Annotated in this window: 28 protein-coding genes; 26 read left to right on the plus strand and 2 right to left on the minus strand. The window is 44.1% G+C overall.

What is annotated here, in order from left to right; all coding sequences use genetic code 11:
• Positions 1 to 116: 116 nt before the first annotated feature.
• Complete coding sequence (locus NYF15_RS08300) at positions 117 to 1,184, minus strand: phage portal protein (protein WP_371353311.1); 1,068 nt, start codon at positions 1,182 to 1,184, stop codon at positions 117 to 119.
• A complete protein-coding gene (locus NYF15_RS08305; protein ID WP_371353310.1) occupies positions 1,184 to 2,950 on the minus strand; it encodes a terminase large subunit domain-containing protein in 1,767 nt (588 codons plus the stop codon). The genes NYF15_RS08300 and NYF15_RS08305 overlap by 1 nt, the downstream gene beginning before the upstream one ends.
• Positions 2,951 to 3,145: 195 nt before the next feature.
• Here NYF15_RS08305 and NYF15_RS08310 point away from each other — a divergent pair, with 195 nt between their 5' ends.
• The 26 genes from NYF15_RS08310 (at position 3,146) to NYF15_RS08435 (ending at position 22,911) form a co-directional block, all read left to right on the plus strand.
• The gene (locus tag NYF15_RS08310) at positions 3,146 to 4,036 is read left to right on the plus strand and encodes a GPO family capsid scaffolding protein (protein WP_371353309.1); all 891 of its coding nucleotides are present in this window, start codon (positions 3,146 to 3,148) and stop codon (positions 4,034 to 4,036) included.
• 42 nt (positions 4,037 to 4,078) lie between these two features.
• On the plus strand, positions 4,079 to 5,116 hold the full coding sequence (locus NYF15_RS08315) for a phage major capsid protein, P2 family (RefSeq protein ID WP_341803346.1): 1,038 nt from the start codon (positions 4,079 to 4,081) through the stop codon (positions 5,114 to 5,116).
• A gap of 80 nt (positions 5,117 to 5,196) precedes the next feature.
• Positions 5,197 to 5,943, plus strand: a complete 747-nt coding sequence (gpM, locus tag NYF15_RS08320) for a phage terminase small subunit (protein ID WP_371353308.1) — start codon at positions 5,197 to 5,199, stop codon at positions 5,941 to 5,943.
• Positions 5,944 to 6,060: 117 nt separating this feature from the next.
• On the plus strand, positions 6,061 to 6,498 hold the full coding sequence (locus tag NYF15_RS08325) for a phage head protein (RefSeq protein ID WP_371353307.1): 438 nt from the start codon (positions 6,061 to 6,063) through the stop codon (positions 6,496 to 6,498).
• Positions 6,495 to 6,968: a phage tail protein gene (locus tag NYF15_RS08330; RefSeq protein ID WP_371353306.1), complete on the plus strand. Its 474-nt coding sequence runs from the start codon at positions 6,495 to 6,497 to the stop codon at positions 6,966 to 6,968. The genes NYF15_RS08325 and NYF15_RS08330 overlap by 4 nt, the downstream gene beginning before the upstream one ends.
• Positions 6,961 to 7,593: a phage virion morphogenesis protein gene (locus NYF15_RS08335; RefSeq protein WP_371353305.1), complete on the plus strand. Its 633-nt coding sequence runs from the start codon at positions 6,961 to 6,963 to the stop codon at positions 7,591 to 7,593. Before NYF15_RS08330 ends, NYF15_RS08335 begins: the two co-directional genes overlap by 8 nt.
• Positions 7,594 to 7,614: 21 nt before the next feature.
• A complete protein-coding gene (locus tag NYF15_RS08340) occupies positions 7,615 to 8,721 on the plus strand; it encodes a DUF2586 domain-containing protein (protein WP_371353304.1) in 1,107 nt (368 codons plus the stop codon).
• 5 nt (positions 8,722 to 8,726) lie between these two features.
• A complete protein-coding gene (locus tag NYF15_RS08345) occupies positions 8,727 to 9,176 on the plus strand; it encodes a phage protein (RefSeq protein ID WP_341803340.1) in 450 nt (149 codons plus the stop codon).
• Complete coding sequence (locus NYF15_RS08350) at positions 9,176 to 9,808, plus strand: hypothetical protein (protein ID WP_371353303.1); 633 nt, start codon at positions 9,176 to 9,178, stop codon at positions 9,806 to 9,808. Before NYF15_RS08345 ends, NYF15_RS08350 begins: the two co-directional genes overlap by 1 nt.
• Positions 9,798 to 10,085 carry a putative phage tail assembly chaperone gene (locus NYF15_RS08355; RefSeq protein ID WP_371353302.1) on the plus strand — a complete coding sequence of 96 codons (288 nt, stop codon included), beginning with the start codon at positions 9,798 to 9,800 and terminating at the stop codon, positions 10,083 to 10,085. Before NYF15_RS08350 ends, NYF15_RS08355 begins: the two co-directional genes overlap by 11 nt.
• Positions 10,086 to 10,105: 20 nt before the next feature.
• Positions 10,106 to 10,252, plus strand: a complete 147-nt coding sequence (locus tag NYF15_RS08360; protein ID WP_371353301.1) for a hypothetical protein — start codon at positions 10,106 to 10,108, stop codon at positions 10,250 to 10,252.
• Positions 10,252 to 12,423 (plus strand): phage tail tape measure protein, encoded by a 2,172-nt coding sequence (locus NYF15_RS08365; protein WP_371353300.1) that lies wholly within the window; start codon positions 10,252 to 10,254, stop codon positions 12,421 to 12,423. The genes NYF15_RS08360 and NYF15_RS08365 overlap by 1 nt, the downstream gene beginning before the upstream one ends.
• Entirely contained in the window at positions 12,423 to 12,728 is a 306-nt protein-coding gene (locus tag NYF15_RS08370) for a DUF2590 family protein (RefSeq protein WP_341803336.1), read from the plus strand. Before NYF15_RS08365 ends, NYF15_RS08370 begins: the two co-directional genes overlap by 1 nt.
• On the plus strand, positions 12,728 to 13,879 hold the full coding sequence (locus NYF15_RS08375; RefSeq protein WP_371353299.1) for a baseplate J/gp47 family protein: 1,152 nt from the start codon (positions 12,728 to 12,730) through the stop codon (positions 13,877 to 13,879). Before NYF15_RS08370 ends, NYF15_RS08375 begins: the two co-directional genes overlap by 1 nt.
• On the plus strand, positions 13,872 to 14,396 hold the full coding sequence (locus NYF15_RS08380; RefSeq protein WP_371353298.1) for a hypothetical protein: 525 nt from the start codon (positions 13,872 to 13,874) through the stop codon (positions 14,394 to 14,396). The genes NYF15_RS08375 and NYF15_RS08380 overlap by 8 nt, the downstream gene beginning before the upstream one ends.
• Positions 14,393 to 15,217, plus strand: a complete 825-nt coding sequence (locus NYF15_RS08385) for a phage tail protein (RefSeq protein WP_371353297.1) — start codon at positions 14,393 to 14,395, stop codon at positions 15,215 to 15,217. The genes NYF15_RS08380 and NYF15_RS08385 overlap by 4 nt, the downstream gene beginning before the upstream one ends.
• Positions 15,218 to 16,231: a hypothetical protein gene (locus NYF15_RS08390; RefSeq protein ID WP_371353296.1), complete on the plus strand. Its 1,014-nt coding sequence runs from the start codon at positions 15,218 to 15,220 to the stop codon at positions 16,229 to 16,231.
• 1 nt (position 16,232) lies between these two features.
• Positions 16,233 to 16,754, plus strand: a complete 522-nt coding sequence (locus NYF15_RS08395) for a hypothetical protein (RefSeq protein WP_371353295.1) — start codon at positions 16,233 to 16,235, stop codon at positions 16,752 to 16,754.
• 9 nt (positions 16,755 to 16,763) lie between these two features.
• Positions 16,764 to 17,090 (plus strand): DUF1353 domain-containing protein, encoded by a 327-nt coding sequence (locus NYF15_RS08400; protein WP_371353294.1) that lies wholly within the window; start codon positions 16,764 to 16,766, stop codon positions 17,088 to 17,090.
• Between the two features lie 4 nt (positions 17,091 to 17,094).
• Positions 17,095 to 17,793, plus strand: a complete 699-nt coding sequence (locus NYF15_RS08405) for a hypothetical protein (RefSeq protein ID WP_371353293.1) — start codon at positions 17,095 to 17,097, stop codon at positions 17,791 to 17,793.
• Positions 17,790 to 18,272, plus strand: coding sequence for a hypothetical protein (locus tag NYF15_RS08410; protein WP_371353292.1), 483 nt, complete (start codon positions 17,790 to 17,792; stop codon positions 18,270 to 18,272). Before NYF15_RS08405 ends, NYF15_RS08410 begins: the two co-directional genes overlap by 4 nt.
• A complete protein-coding gene (locus NYF15_RS08415) occupies positions 18,269 to 18,964 on the plus strand; it encodes a hypothetical protein (RefSeq protein WP_371353291.1) in 696 nt (231 codons plus the stop codon). The genes NYF15_RS08410 and NYF15_RS08415 overlap by 4 nt, the downstream gene beginning before the upstream one ends.
• Entirely contained in the window at positions 18,946 to 19,893 is a 948-nt protein-coding gene (locus NYF15_RS08420; RefSeq protein ID WP_371353319.1) for a hypothetical protein, read from the plus strand. The genes NYF15_RS08415 and NYF15_RS08420 overlap by 19 nt, the downstream gene beginning before the upstream one ends.
• Before the next feature lie 296 nt (positions 19,894 to 20,189).
• Entirely contained in the window at positions 20,190 to 20,480 is a 291-nt protein-coding gene (locus NYF15_RS08425; RefSeq protein WP_371353320.1) for a hypothetical protein, read from the plus strand.
• Between the two features lie 544 nt (positions 20,481 to 21,024).
• Entirely contained in the window at positions 21,025 to 21,789 is a 765-nt protein-coding gene (locus tag NYF15_RS08430) for a class II glutamine amidotransferase (protein WP_130150165.1), read from the plus strand.
• A 90-nt stretch (positions 21,790 to 21,879) separates the two neighbouring features.
• Positions 21,880 to 22,911, plus strand: a complete 1,032-nt coding sequence (locus NYF15_RS08435) for an IS110 family transposase (protein WP_371352441.1) — start codon at positions 21,880 to 21,882, stop codon at positions 22,909 to 22,911.
• Positions 22,912 to 23,158: the final 247 nt, after the last annotated feature.

The following is a 23,158-nucleotide window of genomic DNA, read 5'->3' on the forward strand; positions in this document are numbered from 1 at the left end:
GTAATGAAAAAACGTGAACTGTCGTTTGCTTAAATACATTTGGATAGTGGCTGCTAAGAAACTCAACATAAATAATCGCCCCCATTGTTTAATAAATTCAATGATGTCTAACCAGCTCATGCGCTTTCCTTTGTTGTTGGGTTTAAGTCTGAATACTCAGGCTCTTTAAATTCAATATGCTGTGCAGCGGGTAAGTAGTTATTAATACCCAGTACGTCTTGCTGAAGCGGTACCACTTCATTGTTGTAATAAGCGCGGGTGATTTTGTCTAAATCACCAAAGCCAGGGCTATCACCAGATGATTGCCCGCTGAGTGCTTCTTGTGCGCGGTGCATGCTGAGCATGTCGTTTAGGGTTATTTTTTTGATGCGCTCAAATTCGTCTTTAGTGGATATATCACCGACAGGCGTTATCTTTATCGCCTTTTCAGCATCGGCTTTGTTGCTGCGGAAATTAAAATACAGGCTTTGAAAGTTACCCACGCCTTTTGAATTTCGAATCGCTTCTTTTAGTGCAGCTTCGTCTTTTTCACTTAAGTTTGGATCTGCCATGGAGAAGATAAAGCCCATGTGCGCACCGTTTTTGTAATAACGGCGCCTAAATAAAGTGGCATCTTCATTGAGTAGTGCAGACTGAATACCGCCATAATATTGCGGAATGCCATAAATACCTTGCGCAGGGTCGTACTCTTTTACGTGAATGACTTCGCCAGCCTTGAAATAAATAGGTTGGTGAGTGCGGTTGCTAAGCTGGGCGTAGACACCACGCGTCTTGGTATAACGCATCGTCAATGCGGGTAAATGGCGCAGCCTAATCACTTGCCCAAACGCATTACGAATAATCTGCAAGTAGGCGTTACCACTCCAAAGTAAATCAAACGCAAATTTGCTTAGTGCTTGGTGGCTCAACAATGGGTTTGGTTTATACCACTTTAAGATCATGTTGCGCTTAAAGTAGAGTATGGGCCCATGCTGAGCATTCACTCTGAGCAGTTTCACCAAACCTTGCAAACTAATAGGCGGTGCATAAATACCGTTGCTATCACTAAACACACCAATGTAATCAGTGAGTCGATTATCTAAGCACGGCTCAGGGTCGCCAAAACTAAAGGTATCGGTTACGGCTGTTCGTTGGCTGTAGTTCGGCAATTGGCCGTTACTGACTTGTAATCGTGGTTTACTCATTAAGCTGCAATTCCTACAGAGGTTTGGCGGCTGTGGGCATTGCCGTCCAATGGTTCAAATTTCATAGCATGCATAATTGCCCAAGCAATATCGGCATGGCCTGTGGTGGCTGTGCGGTTGGTGGCATACGTGATCTGGTCGCCAGACACTTTACGGCGAATATTAATAAATGAGCTGGCAATGTTTACCGCGTCTTGGTCAAACTCAAAGCGGCGGTTTTTAATCACGTTAATGGCTTTAATAACCAGCTGGTTCTTGATTATTGGGTTGTAATGAATAGGCTCAGCGTTCGGGAAAAACTTAGTGATCATTTCCCACACGCCATAACCAATCCCAGTGGTATCAACGCCAATATGTTGTACGTTGTATTTTTCAGTGAGTAACTTTATCTCTGCGGCCATGGCTTCAAAGTCATTACCGCTTAAATCGATTGCTTCAAGCAGGCGGAACTTTTCACCTGGTTTCATTGGGCAGCTTAATACTGCCACACTGGCTTTATCACCAAAGCGGGCGGGGTCAAAACCAATCACCACCGGTTTTAACGCAAAAGGGCGCTCCCATTCTAAATTGAAGTCATCCCATTTAGTTGAATCAACCACACACGCCATGATTTGGTTCAGGTTAAAGGCGCTGTGTGCATCATCAATAAACTTACACATAAACAAGTTATTAAACTCGTCTGTGCTGTATTCGTTTTCAAGTACGCCAATATCAATGCGGTCAAAGCCTGAATTAACCACATCATGTACAGTGAGCATTTGGCGCCAAATACCGTCGTCACACAACATGCCATCTTTCAGCGCTGTGTGGCTTACATCAATTTCAAATTCAGGATCGTTACAGGCTTTTGTTTTGCGGTACCACTTACCATTCCAATGATCATACGCTTCATGGCTGGTAACTGAAGGCGTACTAAAATAGGTAATACGTAAATGCTTGTGCGTGGCCATGGCTTGTGCAAGGCCGCGTAATGTTTTGTATTTTGGTATCCAAAATACTTCATCGATGTATAAGTCGCCGCTTTCCGATTGTGCCGTTCGTGCGTTGGTCGATTTAAAAATAAGCTTAACCGTTTTACCACCTTTAAGGTTTAACACCATTGGTGAGCCGGTTAATTCAATATTAAAGTGTTCACGTACTAGCGCGACAATATTTGCTTTAAATACTTCGGCTTGGTCGCGGCTCGCTGATATAAAAATCTTGTTCCGGCCGTTAACCACTGCATCGTAAAATGCTTCAAAGGCAAAGTAGAAGGTTGCCCCAATTTGGCGTGGCTTTAATATGAATCGGCTGCGGTGATCTTGATTCTCAAACCAATGCTTTTGGTGTGGGTAAAGTAGTTTGTCTTTAAGCTCATTAAGCATGTCAACGGTAATGCCAGAGCAATCGTTTTTCTTTTTCGACTTTTTATTGCTGCCATTACTTTGTTGGTTTGGCGCATCATCATTAATGGCACGTTGCTTAGGGGCAGGGGCAAGTTTACTTTTATTCAGTGCGCATAATTGGCGCGTGCAAAAGTCGAGCTCTTTGTAGTCCGCTTCGGTTTTGTTGTCTTTATCAGCCAGCAGGTTTATGCGCTTGCTAAAGGCCATTTCAGCGTTATAGCTTGGACACATGTCCTCCCATTTGCCCGCCTCAGCCCAGCGGCGAACACTACGCGCACTTGGCATGTCATCCAGGTCGGCAATTTCATCCACCGTGTAACCTTCAACCACATACAAGTCTTGTGCTTTTTTGCGTATTTCTGGTCCGTAGTTCGCCTTCATAATGCACCGCGTTTAATAATCCATAGCGGCAGTGTATTCGTTATAAAGCGTGTGATCTGTCAGTTAAAAACCTATCAATTCCTAAAAGCTAAATATAGGAATTTCAAAAAGTTAAACCGTTGGAAAGGTGTAAAAAGAGGGTGCAAACTGCAAGCAACTTTAAAGCAAAACGCTCAACCAACAAAGGTTTTATTTATGCCAGGTCAACTACGTACAAAACCACTTTCCATTGCTGCGGTAGGCATGACAGTTGATGGTCGTGAAATCACAGAGCAAGACGTAGCCGACATTGTAGAAACCTACAACCCGCGCAAATATGGCGCACGTATCAACCTTGATCATGAATTCAATTGGTCGGGCTGGGCAGCTAAAAACCTACACAACGTTGATATAGCAGGCATGTTGGGCGATGTGTTGAGCGTTGAAGCATACGAAAACGAAGAAGGTGTGGTGTGCTTATATGCGGTGCTTGCACCAAATCAAAGCTTTGTTGAGCTAAACAAAGCCGATCAAGCGGTGTACTTCAGCATTGAAATAAACCGTGACTTTATGGGCTCGGGCAAAACCTACCTAACAGGCCTTGCTGTCACCGATTACCCAGCGAGTTGCTACACAGACCGTATTAACTTTAGCAGTAAGAGTAAGTCAGACGACAAGGACGTCGCCTTATTAAAAGTCGAGTTAGGGGCATGCGAACCCGTCGATGATGAACCCACTAAAAAACCCTTTTTTAAACGACTATTTTCATTCAATCAGGAAGAACCCGATATGAAACCAGAAGACTTAGCCACCGCATTAAAAGATGCACTGGGCACACCGCTTGCCGAATTCAGCCAAAAGCTAGACGGCTTTTCAACAAAGCTTGATTCATTCTCAACCACCAAAGTGGAAGGCGAAGAAACACCGCCTGAAGATGGCGAAAGCACTCAAGTAGCTGAGCTAAAAGAAGAGCTATCCACAACGAAAAAACTGCTTACAGAACTGACAGACAAGTTTGAAAAAGCAGTAAACGCACCTGCGGGTAATACCACCGACGCCGACGATGAACCCGAAGGCGACGAAGGTAAATACAGCCAGTTGCTGTAATCACACGGATTGAACGTAACCAATTTAAACGCAGGAAAGAACATGAAGACAAGAACCAGAGAATTATTTGTTGCCATTATGGCAGGCATGGCCGTTAACTATGGCGTGGCATCAATGTCAGAGCAATTTAACGTTGAGCCAACTGTAGAGCAACGCCTTTATGACGCAGTGTATGAATCGTCTGAATTCTTACAGATGATTAATACCGCACCGGTTGATGACCTAGTCGGTCAATCGGTGATCATGAGTGTTGACGGTGGTGTGACGGGTCGTGCTGGTGTTGAAACCGACGACACCAAAGAGCGTAAAACCCGCGATGTATCGAAGCTCGATAAACGCGAATATCGCTGTTACCCAACTGAATGTGACATTCATATCACATGGGTGAAAATGGATCAGTGGTCGAAGTTCCCTGATTTCCATGAACGCTACCGTAACCACGTTCGCCAGGCGATTGCACTGGATATCATCAAAATCGGTTGGAATGGTACGCATGCCGCTGATACCACGGATATTGTGGCATACCCAATGATGAATGACGTCAACATTGGTTGGTTGCAATTACTTCGTCGTGATGCACCAGAGCGTGTTGTGACCGAAGGTGTAACAGTGAATGAAATCCGTATTGGTGCAGGCGGCGACTATGAAAACCTCGATCAAGCAGTGCATGACGCATTGCAAGGTATTCCAGAGCATAAACGTGCCAACATGGTGGCGATTATCGGTGATGAACTACTCGCACACGATAAAAATAAGCTGTACGCCAAACAAGCACACACACCAAGCGAAAAGACAAAAATTGAGCTTCAACAGGTCATTGAAACCTATGGGGGCTTGGCGAGTTACAAAATTCCTTTTTTCCCCGCACGCGGCATCTTAGTCACCAGCTTTGACAACCTAAGTCATTACGTGCAAACAGGTTCAACCCGTACGAGCGTTGAAAATAACGCGAAGAAAAAACGTGTTGAAGACTATCTGTCACGTAACGATTGCTACTACGTCGAAGACTTAGAAAAAGCGATTTACTTTGAATCAGCCAATGTGAAGTTACCAAATCAAGCAGGTGACGGCTGGGTTTAGTTTACTAACAGCAGCAATTGCCGCCCTTTTTTCCAAGTTTCAGGGCGGCTCTTTTTAACCAACTAGTAGAGTGTTTTTAAATGAGCTTAGTTAAAAAATCATTAGCCAAAACAGCAAACAGCGTACCAAATAGCACTGACACAAAGGCGCCAACAGCAGCGGTTGAAGCCGTTCAAGCTAATACGCCAGTAACCGACAATGAGCAAAAAGAGTACCCGTTTTTTGTAGCGGCCATCGAGTCTGACTTAGCTCAACTAAAAACATTTAGCGATATTGCAGATAAAGCCAGTTATAAGTCAGAAGCCCTAAAGCGTAATGACTATCTAGGCTATATCAACCGCTATCGCCTAAGCGGCCAAAACCACCCCAACACCGTGTTGGCATGGGTATTTATTTGGCTAGTAGATTTAAAACGCTGGGATGCAGTGCTAGGGCTATTGCCATTGATGGTTGAACAAAAGCAGCCATTACCCACGGTGTTTAATACCAAACATTGGCCTGCGTTCGTTATCGATCAGTTGTACGACGATGCCAACTTTTACTTATCAGAATCAAAACATGATGGGTTATTTGAAATCAGTTTTGTACTGCATCGCTTAATCAAGATCGTGAAAAACCAAAACTGGACAGGTTTAGAAGTCGTGGGCGGCAAGCTCTACGCCATCACCGCTAAGGTCGATGCGTCATTACACAATTACGGCTTTGCTGCGATTTTTGCTGAGCAGGCCCTCGCCATTAACGATGGTGCAGGTGTAAAGGGGCTATTAAAAGATCTGCAAAAGTTACTAAAACAAAGCGAGCCAGAAAAAGCGGCAGACGCTGACTAGCTCCATCGCCGGTGGGCAACTTAGCACAGCGTTTGCATTGCTTGCTTAACGCATGTGACTAAGTGGCGCCCACACCCAATTTAATTGTCATGTGAATGGTCTAGTGAAAGGTGTGTGATGAATTTAAGCGGTATGCCACAGGCAGATTTACAAAGCGTCAATGTTGAAGTGCCAGGCAATGGCTATTATCCAGCACTCGGCACGGCTCACTTTATTGAGCATTACGCGGTTGCCAGCGAGTACGCGAATAAACCTGATCTGCTCGTTGAAAAACTCACCCGTGCTCAAGCAGAAATAAACCAAGAGCTAGACGGTGTTCAACTGACCAATAGCGAACCGCTTAACGCGCAACAAGTGATTTTTTACTGTGATGCTGTGTACAGCAAAGCCAAAGCAAATTTGCTGGTATCAAAGCTTGGCAATACACACCGTGATAACGCGACAGCACAGAGCCAATCAGCGGTTGATAATCATGAACATTGGCAACGCGAGAGTATTAACGCTTTGCGTTTATTGCAGTCGCTCAGCGTGAACTTGTCGGTTGAATTGCTATGAGCCAAAGCAAAATAGCAATGCTTAAACAGCATTTAGTTAGCGCTGTGTATCAGGGTCACAAATTAGCCCTTGATACCCAGTTTGATAGTTGGATTGAAGGCGGACGCATTGAGCCCTGTAGCAAAACAATAAATGGAAACGGGTTATTAGCCGCACGTTTTTATTACTCAGGGGTGATCAGTATAAACCCGTGCTCAGCGCCAGCAGCATTGATTTGTGCCTTTGCCTCGTTTTGGCTGCAAAACAATGGCGGTAAATACGACAGCCGCGACCTTGAATTCAGTGCTGATGTGAATGATGACAACAGCAATGAAGTTGAATTGATGATTGAACAGCTATGTGAAGAGATTGAGCTTGTTCAAACAGAGAACGGCCCGTTTGAATTAGACGGCATACGTTATGACTTTGGTGAACAAAGCGTGTGGATTGCTGAAGAGTTTACATTGCTAGGGCAAATAAGCCGTGCTTAACGTCAAATTTGACGAGGGGCAAAGTAAAGAGCAGCTCGCGTTTTTACGCCTTAGCCCAAACAAGCGCCGCAATTTAATACGCGGTGCAATTCGCGCGGCAAACCGAAGTAGTAAAACGCGGATCACTGAACAACAAGACTTGATGGGGAAGCGCTGGCAAGGCAGGGCAAACGGCAGAAAAAAGAAAATGCTCACCAAGCTTAAGCGTCGCATGAAAGTGCGGTACGGACCTGATAGCGGCCGTGTGTACTTTAATCACACACGCACTGCAAAGATAGCCCGCGCCCATCAAGAAGGGGTCAGCCTTGATGTAGAAAAACAATCAAGTGCTGGCAATCAAACTAAAGATGGGCCAGCAACAAAAAACCTCGCCCGTGCATTAATTGCGGCGGGTTACACAATCCCACGGGGGAAAGGTAAAGGCACGAAACGGCCTACGATAATCTGGATAACCGAGCATTTAAGTAAAAACCAAGCAGGGTTTTTACTGCGCGAATTAAAGGGCAGCTCAAGTAAGAGCAGTTGGCAGATTGATTTGCCTGCCCGCTCATTTTTAGGGCAGACCGCCTCTGAGCAAAAAGAGCAGCAGAGTTTTATTTTAAACAAAGCTATGCAAGTGGCGTAGCGCAGCAAATAAGGAACGACCATGGCACAAGGTAAAGTATCCGTTGCAGCCAGACAAACAGGCAGTGGCGCTACGAAAGAAGTGGAGCGCAGCGTGTTATTCATTGGCGAAGGGCCAGAGAGTAACGGCAAAATTCTACCTATTAATGCACAAAGTGATTTTGACAGTGAATTTGGTGAAGCCGATTCGCCATTAAAAACACAAGTAAAAGCATGGCAGCGTAACGGTGATGATTTGGTCAGTGGCTATGCCATTGCTCATGCTGTTGGTGCGAACATTATGACGCTCATTGATAAAGCGATGGACCAAGACGTCAGTCCTGAAATCATCGTGATTTGTACGCCTGTTACAGGCAAAGCCGACATTGAAAGTTACCAGGCTAAAGCCCTCGAAATCTTATCAAGTCTTGCAAGACGGGTTCATATTCTTGTTGCTGCGCCAGGTCTTGCCGCAGAGCAAACATGGTCTGATTTAGTAACCGCGCTTCAACCGTTGACAGATGGGGTGGTTGCCCCACGTGTGGCGGTGGTGCCATTGCTATTTGGTGATGAACTCGGCGCGGTAACAGGGCGCTTGTGTAAACGCTCAGTCACGATTGCAGATAGCCCAATGCGTGTACTGACGGGTGCCATGTCTTTGATGCCACTACCAGAAGATGCCGAAGGCAAACCACTCACCAATGCAACCACGGCAGCACTGGATGCACAGCGCTTTAGTTGCACTCAGTTTTATGCTGATTTTGATGGTGTGTACTTTGGTGATGTGAACACCCTTGATGCGGAAGGTGGCGATTTTCAACAAATTGAAAATGGTCGCATTGTTGATATGGCCGCGCGGGCTGTTCGCATCATTGCGATTCAAAACATTAAGAACCGCCGCTTAAACAACAGCCCCAGTGGCACTGAATTTGGCAAGCGCGTGATGAGTAAACCATTACGCGAAATGAGTAAGTCAGTGAACATTGGTGCAGATAAGTTCCCAGGTCTCATTGAACCGCCGAAAGAAGACAGCATTAGCATTACATGGCTGAGCGCTAAGCAAATTCAAATAATGATGAAAATCACGCCGTATGATTCACCAAGTGAAATCCTCGTCGGCATCATGTTAGACCGCCAAGATCAGGAGTAAGGCACATGCAAAAAGTATTAGGTGGTAAAGATTTTGATGTGTTCATTGGTTCGTCAATGGTGCACGTAATAGAAGCACAGGTAAAAATCACCGATGGCCGAAAACCTAAAACCGTGCGTGGTGTGCCTAAAGGCTACATTGATGGCCCAGTGTCAGCGGAAGTAACCCTAAAGCTTGATCATGAGAACTGGCTAATTGTGCAATCACAAGCAGAAAAAGCGGGAAGCTGGAAGGGGATTGAGCCGTTTGATGTGGCATTCAATGCTGAGGTATCAGCAGGGAAAAAGAATATTGAGGCATTTGGTTGTTTACCGCAACTAGAAGACTTGCTTGATCTGAAAGCGGAAGGAGGCGACGAAGACGTCACCTCGATTAAGTGCCCTGTGACGAGTCCTGATTTTATCAAAATCAATGGTGTGCCGTATCTAACCGCTGATGAAGTGAGAGATCTGTAATGACTAAAGCCATTCGCAATCTATCTGTTACAGCGTTACTTAATACATTACAAGCATGTGGCTACCGTGTGTTTGAAGGTGAATTAAACCTAAACATTATTGGTATTCGCCATGCAAACACCCGTGCCAATACGTTTAATGATGCGATTTGTGTGCTGTATCAACAAGGTGGTGAGTGGCAATTAAACCAGTTTAAAGCCACTACAGACGCAGGCCTTTACTGGCGTAAACACCCGATGAACGTAGACGGTACTGCCGTGCTAGTTGCAGGACAGCATAAAAGCTTATGGACGTTGGGTTATCACCAGGGCAAATACCGCGCCCTTGTACAACATAAACCCGTTGTTGTCTTGCGTGACAACAATAAAGACACCGAGTTAGACACGGACGTCACACCAGAGGCGCAACTACAGCAAGGTTATTTTGGCATTAACTGCCACCGCGCAAACAGTAAAACCACATCAACCCAAGTTGATAAGTGGTCTGCCGGTTGCCAGGTGTTTGCAAATCCAAATGACTTTGACGAGTTCATTGCCTTGTGTGAGCAATCCGCTGCCAAGTATGGCCCTTATTTTACCTACACGCTGCTAGACCAAGCAGATATTAAAGAGAGTATTGATCATGGCGTTTGAAAAGAAAATTACCGTTGAGACTTCGAAAGGTGAAATCACCTTTAACATTAACGCTAACGACTACAACAAGTATTTAAATGCAACGCAGCCCAATAACAAAGTGCAACCGGCAACCAACTTTTTGTTAGACACCGTCATTGAAAGTCATGTAGCGAAGCTTAAAGAGTTAGTGCAAGAGCCTGGTGCGCCATTGTTCTTAGTGGGGGCGGTGGTTGAAGAGTATCAACCAGAGTTTAATTTCAAAGTAAAAAAATCGAAAGCCGAGCCAAGCAAATAGGCAAAAACAGACTTGATCAGTTGTTGGCGTATCACGCTAAATACTTTGGCGTGATCCCCCCAACGGATGAAAGCTTGGCACAGGCTCTTTACTTATACACCAGTGAACAAGAGAACTTAGCAATAGCCGTAAACAACGGTATTTGTACAGCAATAGGCGGCGATTAATGGCAACCCTCAGCAAGTTAGATAAGCTCACTTATTCAATCGGCATCATTGATAAAGTCACTGGGCCGGTTAATAAAGTCATGGCTAAAATTAACCAGCTGAGCAGCCAAGCACGAGCTTCGCAAGATCAAATGATGCGCGGTGCAACAACGGCTGTCGCGGGCGGTTTTGCGCTGGCTCGTTCTTTAAATCCCGCCATTGATCATGTGGCCGCATTGGGTGAAGTACAATCATTGGGTGTTGCCGATGATGCGCTACAAAAACTGACTAAAACCTCCTATGAGTTTGGCTTTCAATTTGGCGGTAACTCCGCAGAGTTTGTGCGAAGCGCTTATGACATTCAGTCTGCGATTGCGGGCTTAAATGGTGATGAATTATCTGAGTTTACGAAAACATCAAACATGCTCGCTGTGGCGACCAAAGCGGACGCGTCAACAATCACCAGCTACATGGGCACCATGTACGGTATTTTTGAGCAAACCGCCAATAAAATGGGGAAGGCCAATTGGGTAAATCAAATTGCAGGCCAAACAGCGACAGCGGTACAACTATATAAAACCACCGGTGCTGAAATGCAAGCCGCATTTGCCAACCTTGGGGCAACGGCAACCAATATTGGCTTAAGCTCAGCACAGCAATTTGCCTTAGTGGGTGAATTACAGCTGGTTGCTAAATCAGGCTCGGTGGCAGGCACGCAAGCCGCCTCGTTACTACAGGGCATTGGCAAAGCACAAGACGCACTGGGCATTAAACTGACCGCTGATAATGGTGATATGTTGGCGATTGATGTGGTGTTAGGGCGTATCAATGAACGCTTATCCTCATTGGGTTCTGTACAACGCGGTGATGTGTTGACACAAATCTTTGGTAAGCAGGGCGCGAAAGCAATCGACGTACTGAGTACCAAAGTTGATAAGCTCAAAGCAGGCATTAACACCTTTGAAAATGTACAAGATGCGTCAAAAGCCGCGGAAATGGCAAACATTATTGCCAGCCCGTGGGATCGTTTAGTCGGTTCGTTTAATGCCGCAGCCACCGCGGTAGGCAATCGTTTACTACCTGTGGTTGAACCATTTGTTGAACAACTCGCCGCTGGCTTTGCATATATCGTTTCCCTGACTGAGCGCTTTCCTGTTTTATCCAGTGTGATAGCAACGGCTGTGGTGGGCATTATTGCGCTGATCACCGTGTATGGGTTGGTTATTTTCACAATGGGCCTTTATCGCATGGCGCTTGTATCAACCGCTGCACTCACCAGTGGTTTAACCTTACTGACTAAGCTTTGGCAAGGGGCGTTGATTGCTTTACGTGTACTGGGATTCTTATCACTTATTGCGACAGTCGCCGCTGCATCGATTGCGTTTGGTGCGTTTAAAACCGTGATGTTGGCAGGTAAAGCCGCCACATGGTTATTTAATGCTGCACTGTGGGCAAACCCTGTTACATGGGTTGTTGCAGGTATTATCGCATTGGTTGCCGCCGTGGCTGCGCTGATTTATTACTGGGATGATCTTGTTGCCGCATTCCAAAACACGGCATGGGGTCAAGCACTCATGCAAGCATTTGTGAATGTGAAAGCATCGTTTGATTACGTGATTGACAGTGTTAAGTGGTTACTTGAAAAGCTTGGTCTTATTGATGATACCGAAGCAAAAATAAGAACAGAAGCGGTATCAGCCTATGAAAGCATTGATCGCAGCCAACCAAAAAACTTAGTTATGCAGCATGCGGATCAGGCCTATAGCCGCGACTATGGCAAACGCATTATTGATAATGCCGCTGCTATACCTAATCGTACCGTTACGAATAACTATGCTTCAGCTAACCATTTTACTAACGCTGCTAATTCGCCTGTATTTGATGCAAAACAAGCCGAGTTATCTGGCCTGAACAGTCATATTAGCCAAACAGTAGCAAAAACAGATCAGGCAGTTACTAACGCAGTACACACCAATGCTAACAGCGTTGAGCAACTGAGTACCCAACAACACAGTAAAAGCTATAAGCCAAGTGTGAAAAAGTCAGCGTATTTGCAAAGCCTAGCAACAAGTAACAACACAGACAATTCGCGTCAAACGGATAACAGTAAACGTGTCTACATCGATAATTTAACGGTTAAGTCTGAAGACCCATTAAACAGTATTGAAACAATGATGGAGCTTACAGGCTAATGACAACTATCAATATTGATTTAAACATTGTTGATCAGGACTTGGCCCTTGATAGCTTTGCCGTGCCTAGCCAGCTAACGAATAGCGATGTGATTGCACAGGATATTAAGCACCGCATTATTGAAAGCGGCAAACTGGTTGAGCTCATTGGCCTTCGTAATAACAACATCGTTGCCAAAATTTTAACGGAGATAGAGTTGATAGTGGAGCAAGATCAGCGTTTGAAGCCAGGCACCATCAAAGTGATAAAGCAGCTGACAGGTGAAATTAGTGTCACCGCTCACACGATTGAGGGGGCCATTTAATGGACTACACCACGTTATTTAAGCAAGAGCTTCAAGCCGCGGGCATTCCTGTCACGGATGAAGAACTGCACGCACTGTGGCAAAAGCATGTTGAGCAAGGTGAGTTTTCGGTTAACAACACAAGCACGTTTAGCCCGTTTTTTCGTTTGCAAAAATCCATCATGGTTGAGCCTGCACGACAGCTTATCGATAGCTTGATCACAAAGGTAATGCCTAATTCCTTTGTTATGCTTGCCAGTGATGAGTGGTTAGAGCAACACGGCGAATCGCGTAAAACCTTTAAGTTGCCTGCGGTAAAAGCAAAAGGACTGATTGAATTTACACGCACAGATACCGACACGGAATTAGTGATCCCCCAAGGCACAGTAATAGAGAGCTTACCGATCAACGGGCACGTATATCGTGTCGTGACGTTATTTGATCAAACCTTTGCTGCGGGAGAAGCAACACACACTGTGTCAGTCGAGGCTGAGCAGACAGGGCAAAGCTACAACTTAGCCGCGGGTTACTATGTACGTGTTATCTCAGATATTGAAAACCTCACAGCTACGAATAAGACTGATTGGCTAACCAGAGCAGGGCAAGACGTTGAAACAGATGATAACTATCGGTTGCGTATACGTGATGCATTTTCGTCTCTAGGCAGCTATCACGTTGATGCGGTGTATCGCTCTATTATTTCAACCTTTACGGGTATTTCAGTTGATAACATCGTATTTGAAAAGAACGCACCACGGGGGCCAGGTAGTGCAAATGCCTATGTGTATTTAGATGTAGGTGCAATCAGCACGGCTTTATTGAACCAAATTAACAATCACATTGCTGAAGGTAATCACGGCAGTGGCGATGATTTGCAGGTTTATGCAATTAACTATCAGCCCTTTGATATTGTCGCGAACTATCAACAACACCCCAATACCGCTGATCGTCGTGCCGACATTGAGCAGTTTATTCGTGCAGCATTCAGACAAAACGCGGCTTACAAGCATGTCACTCGATGTCGGCCCAACACATTATTTAGTTTTAGCCAGCTCGCCAGCGAATTACACGCAGAGTTTCGAGAGCTTAAGACAATCCGTTTCGACAATGCAGATATTAACTGCGAGCTATGGTTGCCGGCAATCAACAGTGTGGTGCTAACGAATGCATGATGAATTAGTACCGCAATTACCTAGTTGGTTGAGCGGCAAAGATGCAGAAGCACTGGCAAAGGTTGCGCAAAGTTACTGGCAGGAAGTTGAGAGCTATCTATTTTGGTGGCTTGAGCAGCAACACAGCGAAACAGCACAAACCGCTATTTTAGACTTGCTTGCATGGGAACGCTCTATCAATCGCCTACCTGGTGAATCAGCCGCACTTTATGGCTTGCGTGTAAAACATGCGTTTGCCAATGCCACTGATGCTGGCTCAAATGTTGGCATGGAGCGGATCTTTAAGCGTCTTGGTTTTGGTTATATCCAAGTGAATGAGCGCGTACCAGGCTTTGATTGGGATATGGTGGAAATTGCCATGTTAGAAGATGAGTTTAGCGGCAAAGAACAACTTGTTAATGAAGTCATCGAGCAGTATGGCAGAACATGCCGCCGCTACTTTTTAAGCGCGATGGCAACGGTCAATACAACCGATGCCATTGGCCTTGTGGAATATGATCAAGAGGTAACAGGGTGAGTCAATTACAAATAACCAATGCGGGCTTAGATTATCGCAACGCCGTATTCGCCGGTGATGAAGTACAAAACATTACGCATTTTGTGTTTGCGAATATTGATGGCCAAGACGAAACCGCGCCAATAGACCCAAACACGGTGATCCCAGCAAACATTGTGCACAGTGAACCTGTTAAAGCGGTATCGCGCATCGATGGTAATGCCGTGGTGATCAGTGCCGTGATGGGCTACGACGTCGGCGACTTTGACTATAACTGGTATGGCGCCGTTGCGACCAAGGCGAATAATGAGCAAATTCTTATCGCGGTGGTCACGACTGCACGACAAAGTAAAACAAAAACGAGTGCTGAGGTTTATGGAAACTACAGCGCGAAAAGCATTGTATGGCGAAGCCAAAACATTGCTGATGACTTAAATATCACGTTAAGCGCGTTGCCCTGGCAAGTGCAAGTGGGGGAGTTTGTTAGTAAGTCTGAATTTGATGTCCACACACATGCGCAATACCTAGAAAAAACAGACTACATCACTAATTTACCCTTTAAACCAGAGGGGCCAATCACTGTTTTTAATCGTTATTCGTTAAAAGCCGCAGAGTTCGCGGCGCCAATTACTCGTAAAGACGAAACCCAATTACAAGATGGGGATTGGTTTTCAGTTCGAGCAAGTAACGGTGAGCCAGTGTTAAAAATCGCAGAGGGCAAAGCAACAAAGTTTAAGCGTCTAGAAGATGGTGCGGTTGATGTGCAAGTGAACATCGTGGCTGATGATAAAAACGAGCGGGTGTTTGTTTATAACGCCGCAGATGATGTATGGGAGTTTTAAATGGATAGCATTGTTAAGCAGCGCAACGATGGGTTTAAAGCTGGGGAGTTCTTACATAGAACCACGCAGTTATTGCCATGGCCTGAAAATGAGCGTTTAGCATACATTTATGATGCAACAACAGCAGCGAGTTATACATTTGGCTCAGTTGCATCACGAACTTATCCAAACGTTTATGATGCGCTAGGTGGTTATATCGATATACATGCGACAGGGCTTCGGTATTACAACAAAGACGGCTCTATTCGATGGGTATTATTGAGAAACGACTTACCGCGAAATAATGTTTCATTTAAAGGAAGCGTTTCAATCATACATTTGATTGATGGTGTGCCGCACTTTATTGGCCTTGTTGATGAAAATAGCTCTAGTTATCACAGAATTGTAAAAGTTAACTTGATTGATATGACGGCAGTAGTGAGCCCTACTGCATACGAAAATACAGAGTTGATATCGAGTTTCGGTATACTTGAAGATGGCACTTTATACTGTACTCACTTGTATTCGAATAATACGCGAAGCGCATCAAAGCTGGTTGACTTAAATACCCTCACAAAAACGGATGACATACCAGAGGTCGGCATAGTGAGGCAGTTAAGAAGTAATCCAACTTCTACATCGACCGACAAAGATTTTTCAGGCATTGCGTTATTCAATGGTTCGTTATCGCTAATCGGTTCATCAATCGGTTCGTCAAGCAGTGGCGGCTACACATATGATATTTGCAGCATTTTATTTGGCATTAACCCTGACTTAGATATGACAACAGCAAAAGCAGGAAAGACGCCATTGCGTACCAGCCACTCCTTTGCAGTGAATATGTTTTCAGGAGGGCTTACGCAAGTATCAAAAGATCTATTTATGTCGGATATGCAAGAGCAACATGGTTACTTCGCTATGACTAACATCTCGAATAAATATTTCACTCGACAAGCATTAGAAGAGTGGGCGTCTAATTGTCTTTATGAAACAACAGGTTTTCGTATTCCGCTAAGTGCAAGCGAAGGAACATGACATGCAAGTTTTATTATTAATTCAATCAGGTGCTATCGCACCACAGCTCCCCGATAGTATCACGTTATTTAAGCAACAGAGTATCGTAGATATTGGTGGGAAGGCCTATTTCTTTGCTGATTATATTGGCTCTAAAGCGCTTGTCAGTGATCACAATGTTGATGATTACCTCGCCAGTCTGAATCCTGTTGAAACACAGTTAATCCCTGTCATTATCGATAATGTTGCAGGGCAGCTTGAGGGGTATGTAAACAACGAAAACGAATACACGGTGCCGCAATCAAGTGATGCGGTGATTGCGACAGGAAAATTAGCTATCCCTGATCGTAAATTCAAAGTGCCGTTTAAGCGCGTTGATACGGGCCGTGTTCAATTAATGCCTGCCGAAGTGGTAGATGGTGTATTCACCTTGCCACTTAAATTTGAAACCAATGGCGTGTGGATTGTTAACCAAGCGCTTATCAATACCGACTATGAGCAAGATATTTTTGAGCTAAAAGAACGTAAGTTCTCTGTCATTTAGGGTGTAGCTATGCAAGTAAAACTTAACTTTATCAGTGCAGGCAAAGCACAATTACTTGAGCCACTCAAAACTAAGTTTGGTGAGGTGCACCGGTTCTTTGTTACAGACGGGTTTACCTTACCTTGGTATGTGCGCTGGTTTCATAATCCCTTTGGTAAAGGCTTACCCGCGGCTATTTGGCATGATTACGCATTGAAAACAGGTCGTGAGAATGCACATTACGAGTTCTTTATTTTACTTACGTTCTACGGTGTACCTCGTTGGAAAGCATACCCTATGTGGTTTTTTGTGTGGGCTTACGGCTCGTTAAAGTCACTGCTTACGGTTTTTAGGTAACGCTATGGAACTACCAGCTTCGTTTAATACACAAAGCAGGGCGGCACTGAATGCTGCGTGCAAGAGCATTCATATCATTGCCCTAAACAGTTACCAAACGCCTAGCCTTATTACGGCAGCGGCGGGGAGTCAGTTACTTGCAAAAGCAATCAACGATGCAACAAGGCAGCAACGACCTAACGCATTCAATGCAGTCATACTTAGTTGCAGCGCCCCAAGTGCAGCTGGTTTATCTAGCAAGCTTACGGCCTTTAATGTCCTGTGTGCGCTGCCAGCCTTTACGCATGCGCAGCAACATGCGAGCAGCTTAGCAACCCTTGATACCGATAAAATGCGTCTGCCTACAACAGAGCAATCAATCGAGTGGCAGCATGTAAATGATTGCTGTGCATTGCCTGCGCTTGCTAATGCTTTTGTCGACAAAAGCAAGCAGCTGGTGAACGACGAAGGTGTGCAACTCATTACAGATATTAATGCGGCACTTACTGACACCGAGCAGTTAAAAGCTGCCCGTGATAATCGGCTAACTGAAACAACCTTTCAAGCGGGTGCAAACTTAACGGTAACGCATAGCAATGCACAAAGTGCGCGAGCACTTGCACAGCAAATTGAAACATTAGGTAATAACGACATGCATTGGGCTTACTGCGTGTTTGTTGGCAGTGGCGATAACATTCAAACAATTAAAGAGCTTTTTGCATGATCACGTTAAATGGCTGGCAAGTACCAGGTTATGAAATACGTATTAATTGTGGCATTAAGTTGCCAAGTGATGACTTGAGCGGGTTAGGTTCGTTTACCTTGTCGGGTGATAAAGGGGTTAAGCCAGGTGTGGTCACTATCAATACAAAAATTCCTTTTAAGGATCATGCTGAACTTGCTGAGTTAATCACACAGGCCAAAGCAACCGATGAAAATGGCGCTCGTCTACAGTACACCATTAACAGTGAAATCACAGAAGCGTACAAAATACGTAAAGCGAAGTTCAATGATGAAGTAAAAGCAGTTGAGCTTGAAGAGGTTAAAGCGTGGCAAGTCACGTTTAAGTTGCTTGAAGTCCTTTCAACCGCCGAGCGCAATCAGCAGCAAATTGATGGTAAGGCTAAAGAAAACAGCCAAACCCAAGCCGTTGATGGACACACCACAGTACAAGCTGCGTTTGAACAAAGTGAAGGGCCATGAGTAGTAACCGGCTAATTAAAGTGCTCACCATTGGTGGTGCACAGGTGACAAGCATTGTTAGTGATAATACACAGCTTGATTTGTTCAGCACTGGCCGTGCAAGCTTTGTTATTGTCGCAGAGCATGAGCCACAAGGGATTGTTGAGTTGCACATAGGCTACAGCATTGATGCTATGCAGCCGTATTTTTTAGGTGTGATTGAAGCAAAACATCAAAGCAATGGCCGCTGGTTTTTAACGTGCCGTGAATTGATCGGCGCCTTATCGTTTGCCCATAACTTTGCTATTCGTCATGCCACCTTTGCGAACGTGTGTGACGAGCTAAGTAAAACAGGTTTAGCGTTTGTTTATCCTGATGCAGATTACACACAAACCGCCGTGCCGGCATTTTATCACCATGGCACAGGGATTGAAGCGCTAAGGCAATGCGCTGATGTGTTCAGTATTCCTCAGTTTATATTTCAGCAGCGCCCTGATGGGAAGGTGTATGCAGGTAGCTGGCACGACTCACGCTGGGCAAACACTGAAATCACCGACTTTGAAGAACACCCAATTAAAGTAATAGCTTCAAACGCAGGTATGCTTATGGCAATCCCTAAGCTACGCCCTGGTATAAAGTTAAATGGGCGGTTTATTACTGAAGTAACATTACAAGATGATAGACAGGTGATCAGATGGTCAAAAACGCTATAAAGCGCTTAGTACTTCGATACTTTCCAGAACTTGGGCAACGTAAGCATTTACCCCAGCTCGCCCGCATTAAACGTATTTATGATTTGCCAAACAAAGCGATGATCAGCAGTGCCTTTAAGCCACTCAAAGGCGCTGATGTGCAATTGCTTAACCCTAAAACAGGCGAACCATTAGCGGTGCCTGTATTTCAGCAAGTCACATTAGGCACAGGCCAAGCCGCTGATCATGGTGTGTTAAACGAACCTGCACCAGGCATGCATTGCTTAATTCAATACATCGATGGACTGAACAGCCATCCAGTCATCACCAACTTATTACCTTGGCAAAGTTTGGTGCCAGAACACAAGCGCACCGATGTCACGCTACAACAAAGTAGCCGCAGCAAGTTACAAGGCCGCGATGGTCACTGGCATTTTTCAACGGATGGGGAAATAACACAGCAGAGCGATACCAGCAAAATAAAATCGCGTAACCGCACAGAACAATATCACCAACGCACCTGCAGCATAGACACCCACGATATAAATAAAGTCGATGGTAACCAAGTCAATGAGATCATGGGCGCTTTAAAAACAGTAGTAGGTGAAAAGGCCCTCATAGTTGCACTCGAAGGCTTATTGCTTGGCAGTAAAAAGCAGGTGGATATTGAAGCTACTGAAAACATGAATCTAAAAACATTAAAAACCTTACATGCTAAGGCAAGTGAACTTGCAAAGGTCGAAGGCAAAACAGTGTGGTTAGGGGATAGCTCAGTCAATGTGGCTCAAGTACTGCTTGATTTAATCGGTTTGGTTGAACAAATGAACCAAACCTTATCAACTCACACACATAACTCACCACTACCAACACCAACAGAGAAAGCTGACTTTGTGAGTTACAAAAGTAAGGCTGAAGGCTTGAACAGTAAACTAGAACCTATAGTTGAATAGATAAGAGGTATCGCTCGAGTAAAAATGAATTTAACTGTAGTAGCTTATACCTGATCTGGCAGGTAACTATGAGCGGACGTTGGTGTTCTGTAAAATCCTTATTTTTAGCTTCTGAATTAATAGTTTTCATCCATATTTAAGAAAATGCGCAAGTTGCATACTTTTATCTTTCTCAAAAATCCATAACTTGAATTTTTAATAATGTTGGCAATGAGTTATCAATTTTGTTAAAACTAAATCAATCAGAAATATGCGCGATTTGCGCACTATTAAATTGTTATGTTTTTGGAGGAAAAATGACAGAGAAAGAGGCTAAAGAGTTAGCTATTAAAACAACTAAATATTGCTATGTTCTCGCATGTGCTTGGGAGAAAGAAGAGAACAATTCAATTTGTTTGGAGCGTATTTTTGTTAAAGGTGGTCAAGAAGAGATACGTCTAGCTTGGTGGAAAGACGGAAGGCAAGCTACGCGTCCCGCTGACCTAAATGCAGTAGATTGGGTTCCTTTATTTACATCTGCTCTAGCGCAAGGGGTTTTCAATTCTGATGAGCAATTAGGTATGCTGAAAGCTTTGGTATCAAACTAGGCTACAAACATAACAAATTGCTCAACAAAGACTCCTAACGCTTGGCGACTTCAGTCGCAATTTCAACTCCGTGTTTATGGCACAATATTCAAGTTAAGTGGCATCGCGTTGTCGCTTGTTAGCAAGGCGTTATATCAATTATGGTGTTTGATGCAAAAATTTGACCCTAAGGAAGTAACCGAAGGGCTTTTGAATAGAGCAAATCTCAAAAGCTTATCTTCAATTGAAATTCAAAGATAAGACTACTCTAAAGATTTAAGGTGCTTTTACATTAGTCGTGCCAATATAAAGCAGTTCCTTAAACAAAAGCAAAATTGAAATATAAAAACAATAAATAAAGTACATGGAAAAGGCTGCTAGGCATAAATCCAAGCGTATAACCGTTTGCCTTTACTACAAGGTTGTTTAACAATGTCCATATTGAATTAAAACTAATTGAAATTTAGCGTTACAAAAACCAAACTGTGACCAAAACTGTGACCAAAAGCAATTTATCATTTCAATTTTTATATTATACTTATGATTTTAAAGGTTAATTTATTTTATGTGTGAGTTGCTTGGCATGTCGGCCAATGTACCAACGGATATTTGTTTTAGTTTTTCAGGGTTATTAGAACGTGGGGGTAATACGGGGCCGCATAAAGATGGTTGGGGTATTACTTTTTATGAAGGAAAAGGCTGTCGTACGTTTAAAGATCCAGAGCCAAGTTGCCAGTCTGAGATTGCCAAGCTTGTGAAAGCTTACCCAATAAAGAGTATTTCGGTGATAAGCCATATTCGTCAGGGGAATCGTGGGCGTGTGTGTCTTGAAAATACCCACCCATTTACTCGTGAGCTATGGGGGCGTGAAATTACGTATGCTCATAATGGTCAACTTTCTAATTATCATGATTTAAAACCTGAGCATTATAGACCTGTTGGAAATACCGACAGTGAATTAGCATTTTGCTGGTTACTTGATAAAGTGCGAGAAAAATACCCTAAACGTCCTTCAAATATGGCATCCGTGTTTCGCTATGTGGCTAAACTTGCGCATACTTTACGTGAAAAGGGCGTGTTTAATATGTTGCTCACTGACGGTGTGTATGTGTTGGCATATTGCACTAATAATCTGCACTGGATCACTCGTCGTGCGCCATTTGGTAAAGCGACTTTGATTGATGCTGATATGGTGGTTGATTTTCAAAAAGAAACCACACCGAACGATGTGGTTACTGTCATTGCAACAAGGCCGCTCACTAATGACGAACGCTGGCAAAAAATGGAGCCAGGTGAGTTTGCGTTGTTTAAAATGGGCGAATTAATCTAAGGTAGCAGATGTATGGACTCCTCCCCATTAACGGGAGAGTACGGTATAAAGAAATTGCAAAACATCTTTTACCAATTAAGGAGTCCATACATGACACAGTCTAATTTAATTGCTATTGATTTAGCAAAAAACATTTTCCAAGTTGCGCAGTTTCAAGGTAATAAACTTAAATTTAATAAACAAACCAACCGCAAAGCATTGCTTGAATTATTAGTTAAAGCAAAACCATCCGTTGTTGTTATGGAAGCATGCGCAAGCGCTCAATATTTTGCACGTACTGCGCAATCTTTTGGTCATAAAGTCATATTGCTTGACCCTTTATTTGTTAAAGCATTTAGACAAGGCCAAAAAACAGATGCAAACGATGCTATTGCGATAGCCATTGCTAGTAAAGTGCCTAATGTCCGCACCTGTAAAATTCTCTCTATCGAAGAGCAAGCATTGCAATCTCTTAGTAAGGTTCGGGCGCTCGCAGATAAACAAAAGATTCAATTATCAAACCAGATACGTGGTTTACTTCTTGAGTTTGGTATTGTGATTAACCAAAGTGAGGCCGCATTTAAAGCAGCCATACCCGATATTTTAGAAGATGCAGAAAACATGCTGCCATTAGAACTAAAACATGCGCTTGCGCTGAGTTACGCTCTTTATCAACAGCAGTGTGACAACAAAGTAGAGTTACAAAAACAAATCGAGCGTATTGCAAAACAAAATGATGGCTGTCAACGCTTAATGGCACTCGAAGGAGTCGGCCCAATCACTGCTATCGAACTCCTGTCTTTTTTAGGTGACACAACACAGTTTAGCAATGGAAGAAGTGCTGCGGCGTGTGCAGGTGTGACACCACTACAGCATTCGACCGGCGGTAAAGCAAAGATAGGCCGTATACCTAAAAGACGAGGTGGAGCATTAAGGCGAAATCTATTTTTAGGCGCTCGCTCGATAGTGAGTAAATTAAAAAACAGAGAGGCCTCGACTGAAAAAGAACGATGGATAAAAAGCCTTCTGGTAAGAAAAGGGGTTAAGTGCGCGGCGATTGCATTAGCAAACAAAACAATGAGAACCGCCTATGCCTTACTTAAAAATGGAACGGATTATGAGCCGACAATACTGACAGCATAAAGTAAAAGAATAAAAAATTAGTCAGCAGAAGAATTGAACAAGCCAAGATAGAGCATTAAGTGGTGAGACCTACCCTTGATAGCCTGAAAACCCGCTAGTGTACGAAGATACCGTGTAGCAGATAAGGCACAAGGGCGCGAAAACATCAAAGTGACCGAGGTAGCGCCTCATTAGAGTCCGTATATAAGTACGCAATCACATCAGCTTAATGTAAAAAGGCTTGTGCAATCGGAGGAGTCCATATAAG

It is taken from the genome of Pseudoalteromonas sp. 68 DY56-GL68 (genome assembly GCF_041414825.1).
Taxonomy (GTDB): Bacteria; Pseudomonadota; Gammaproteobacteria; order Enterobacterales; family Alteromonadaceae; genus Pseudoalteromonas.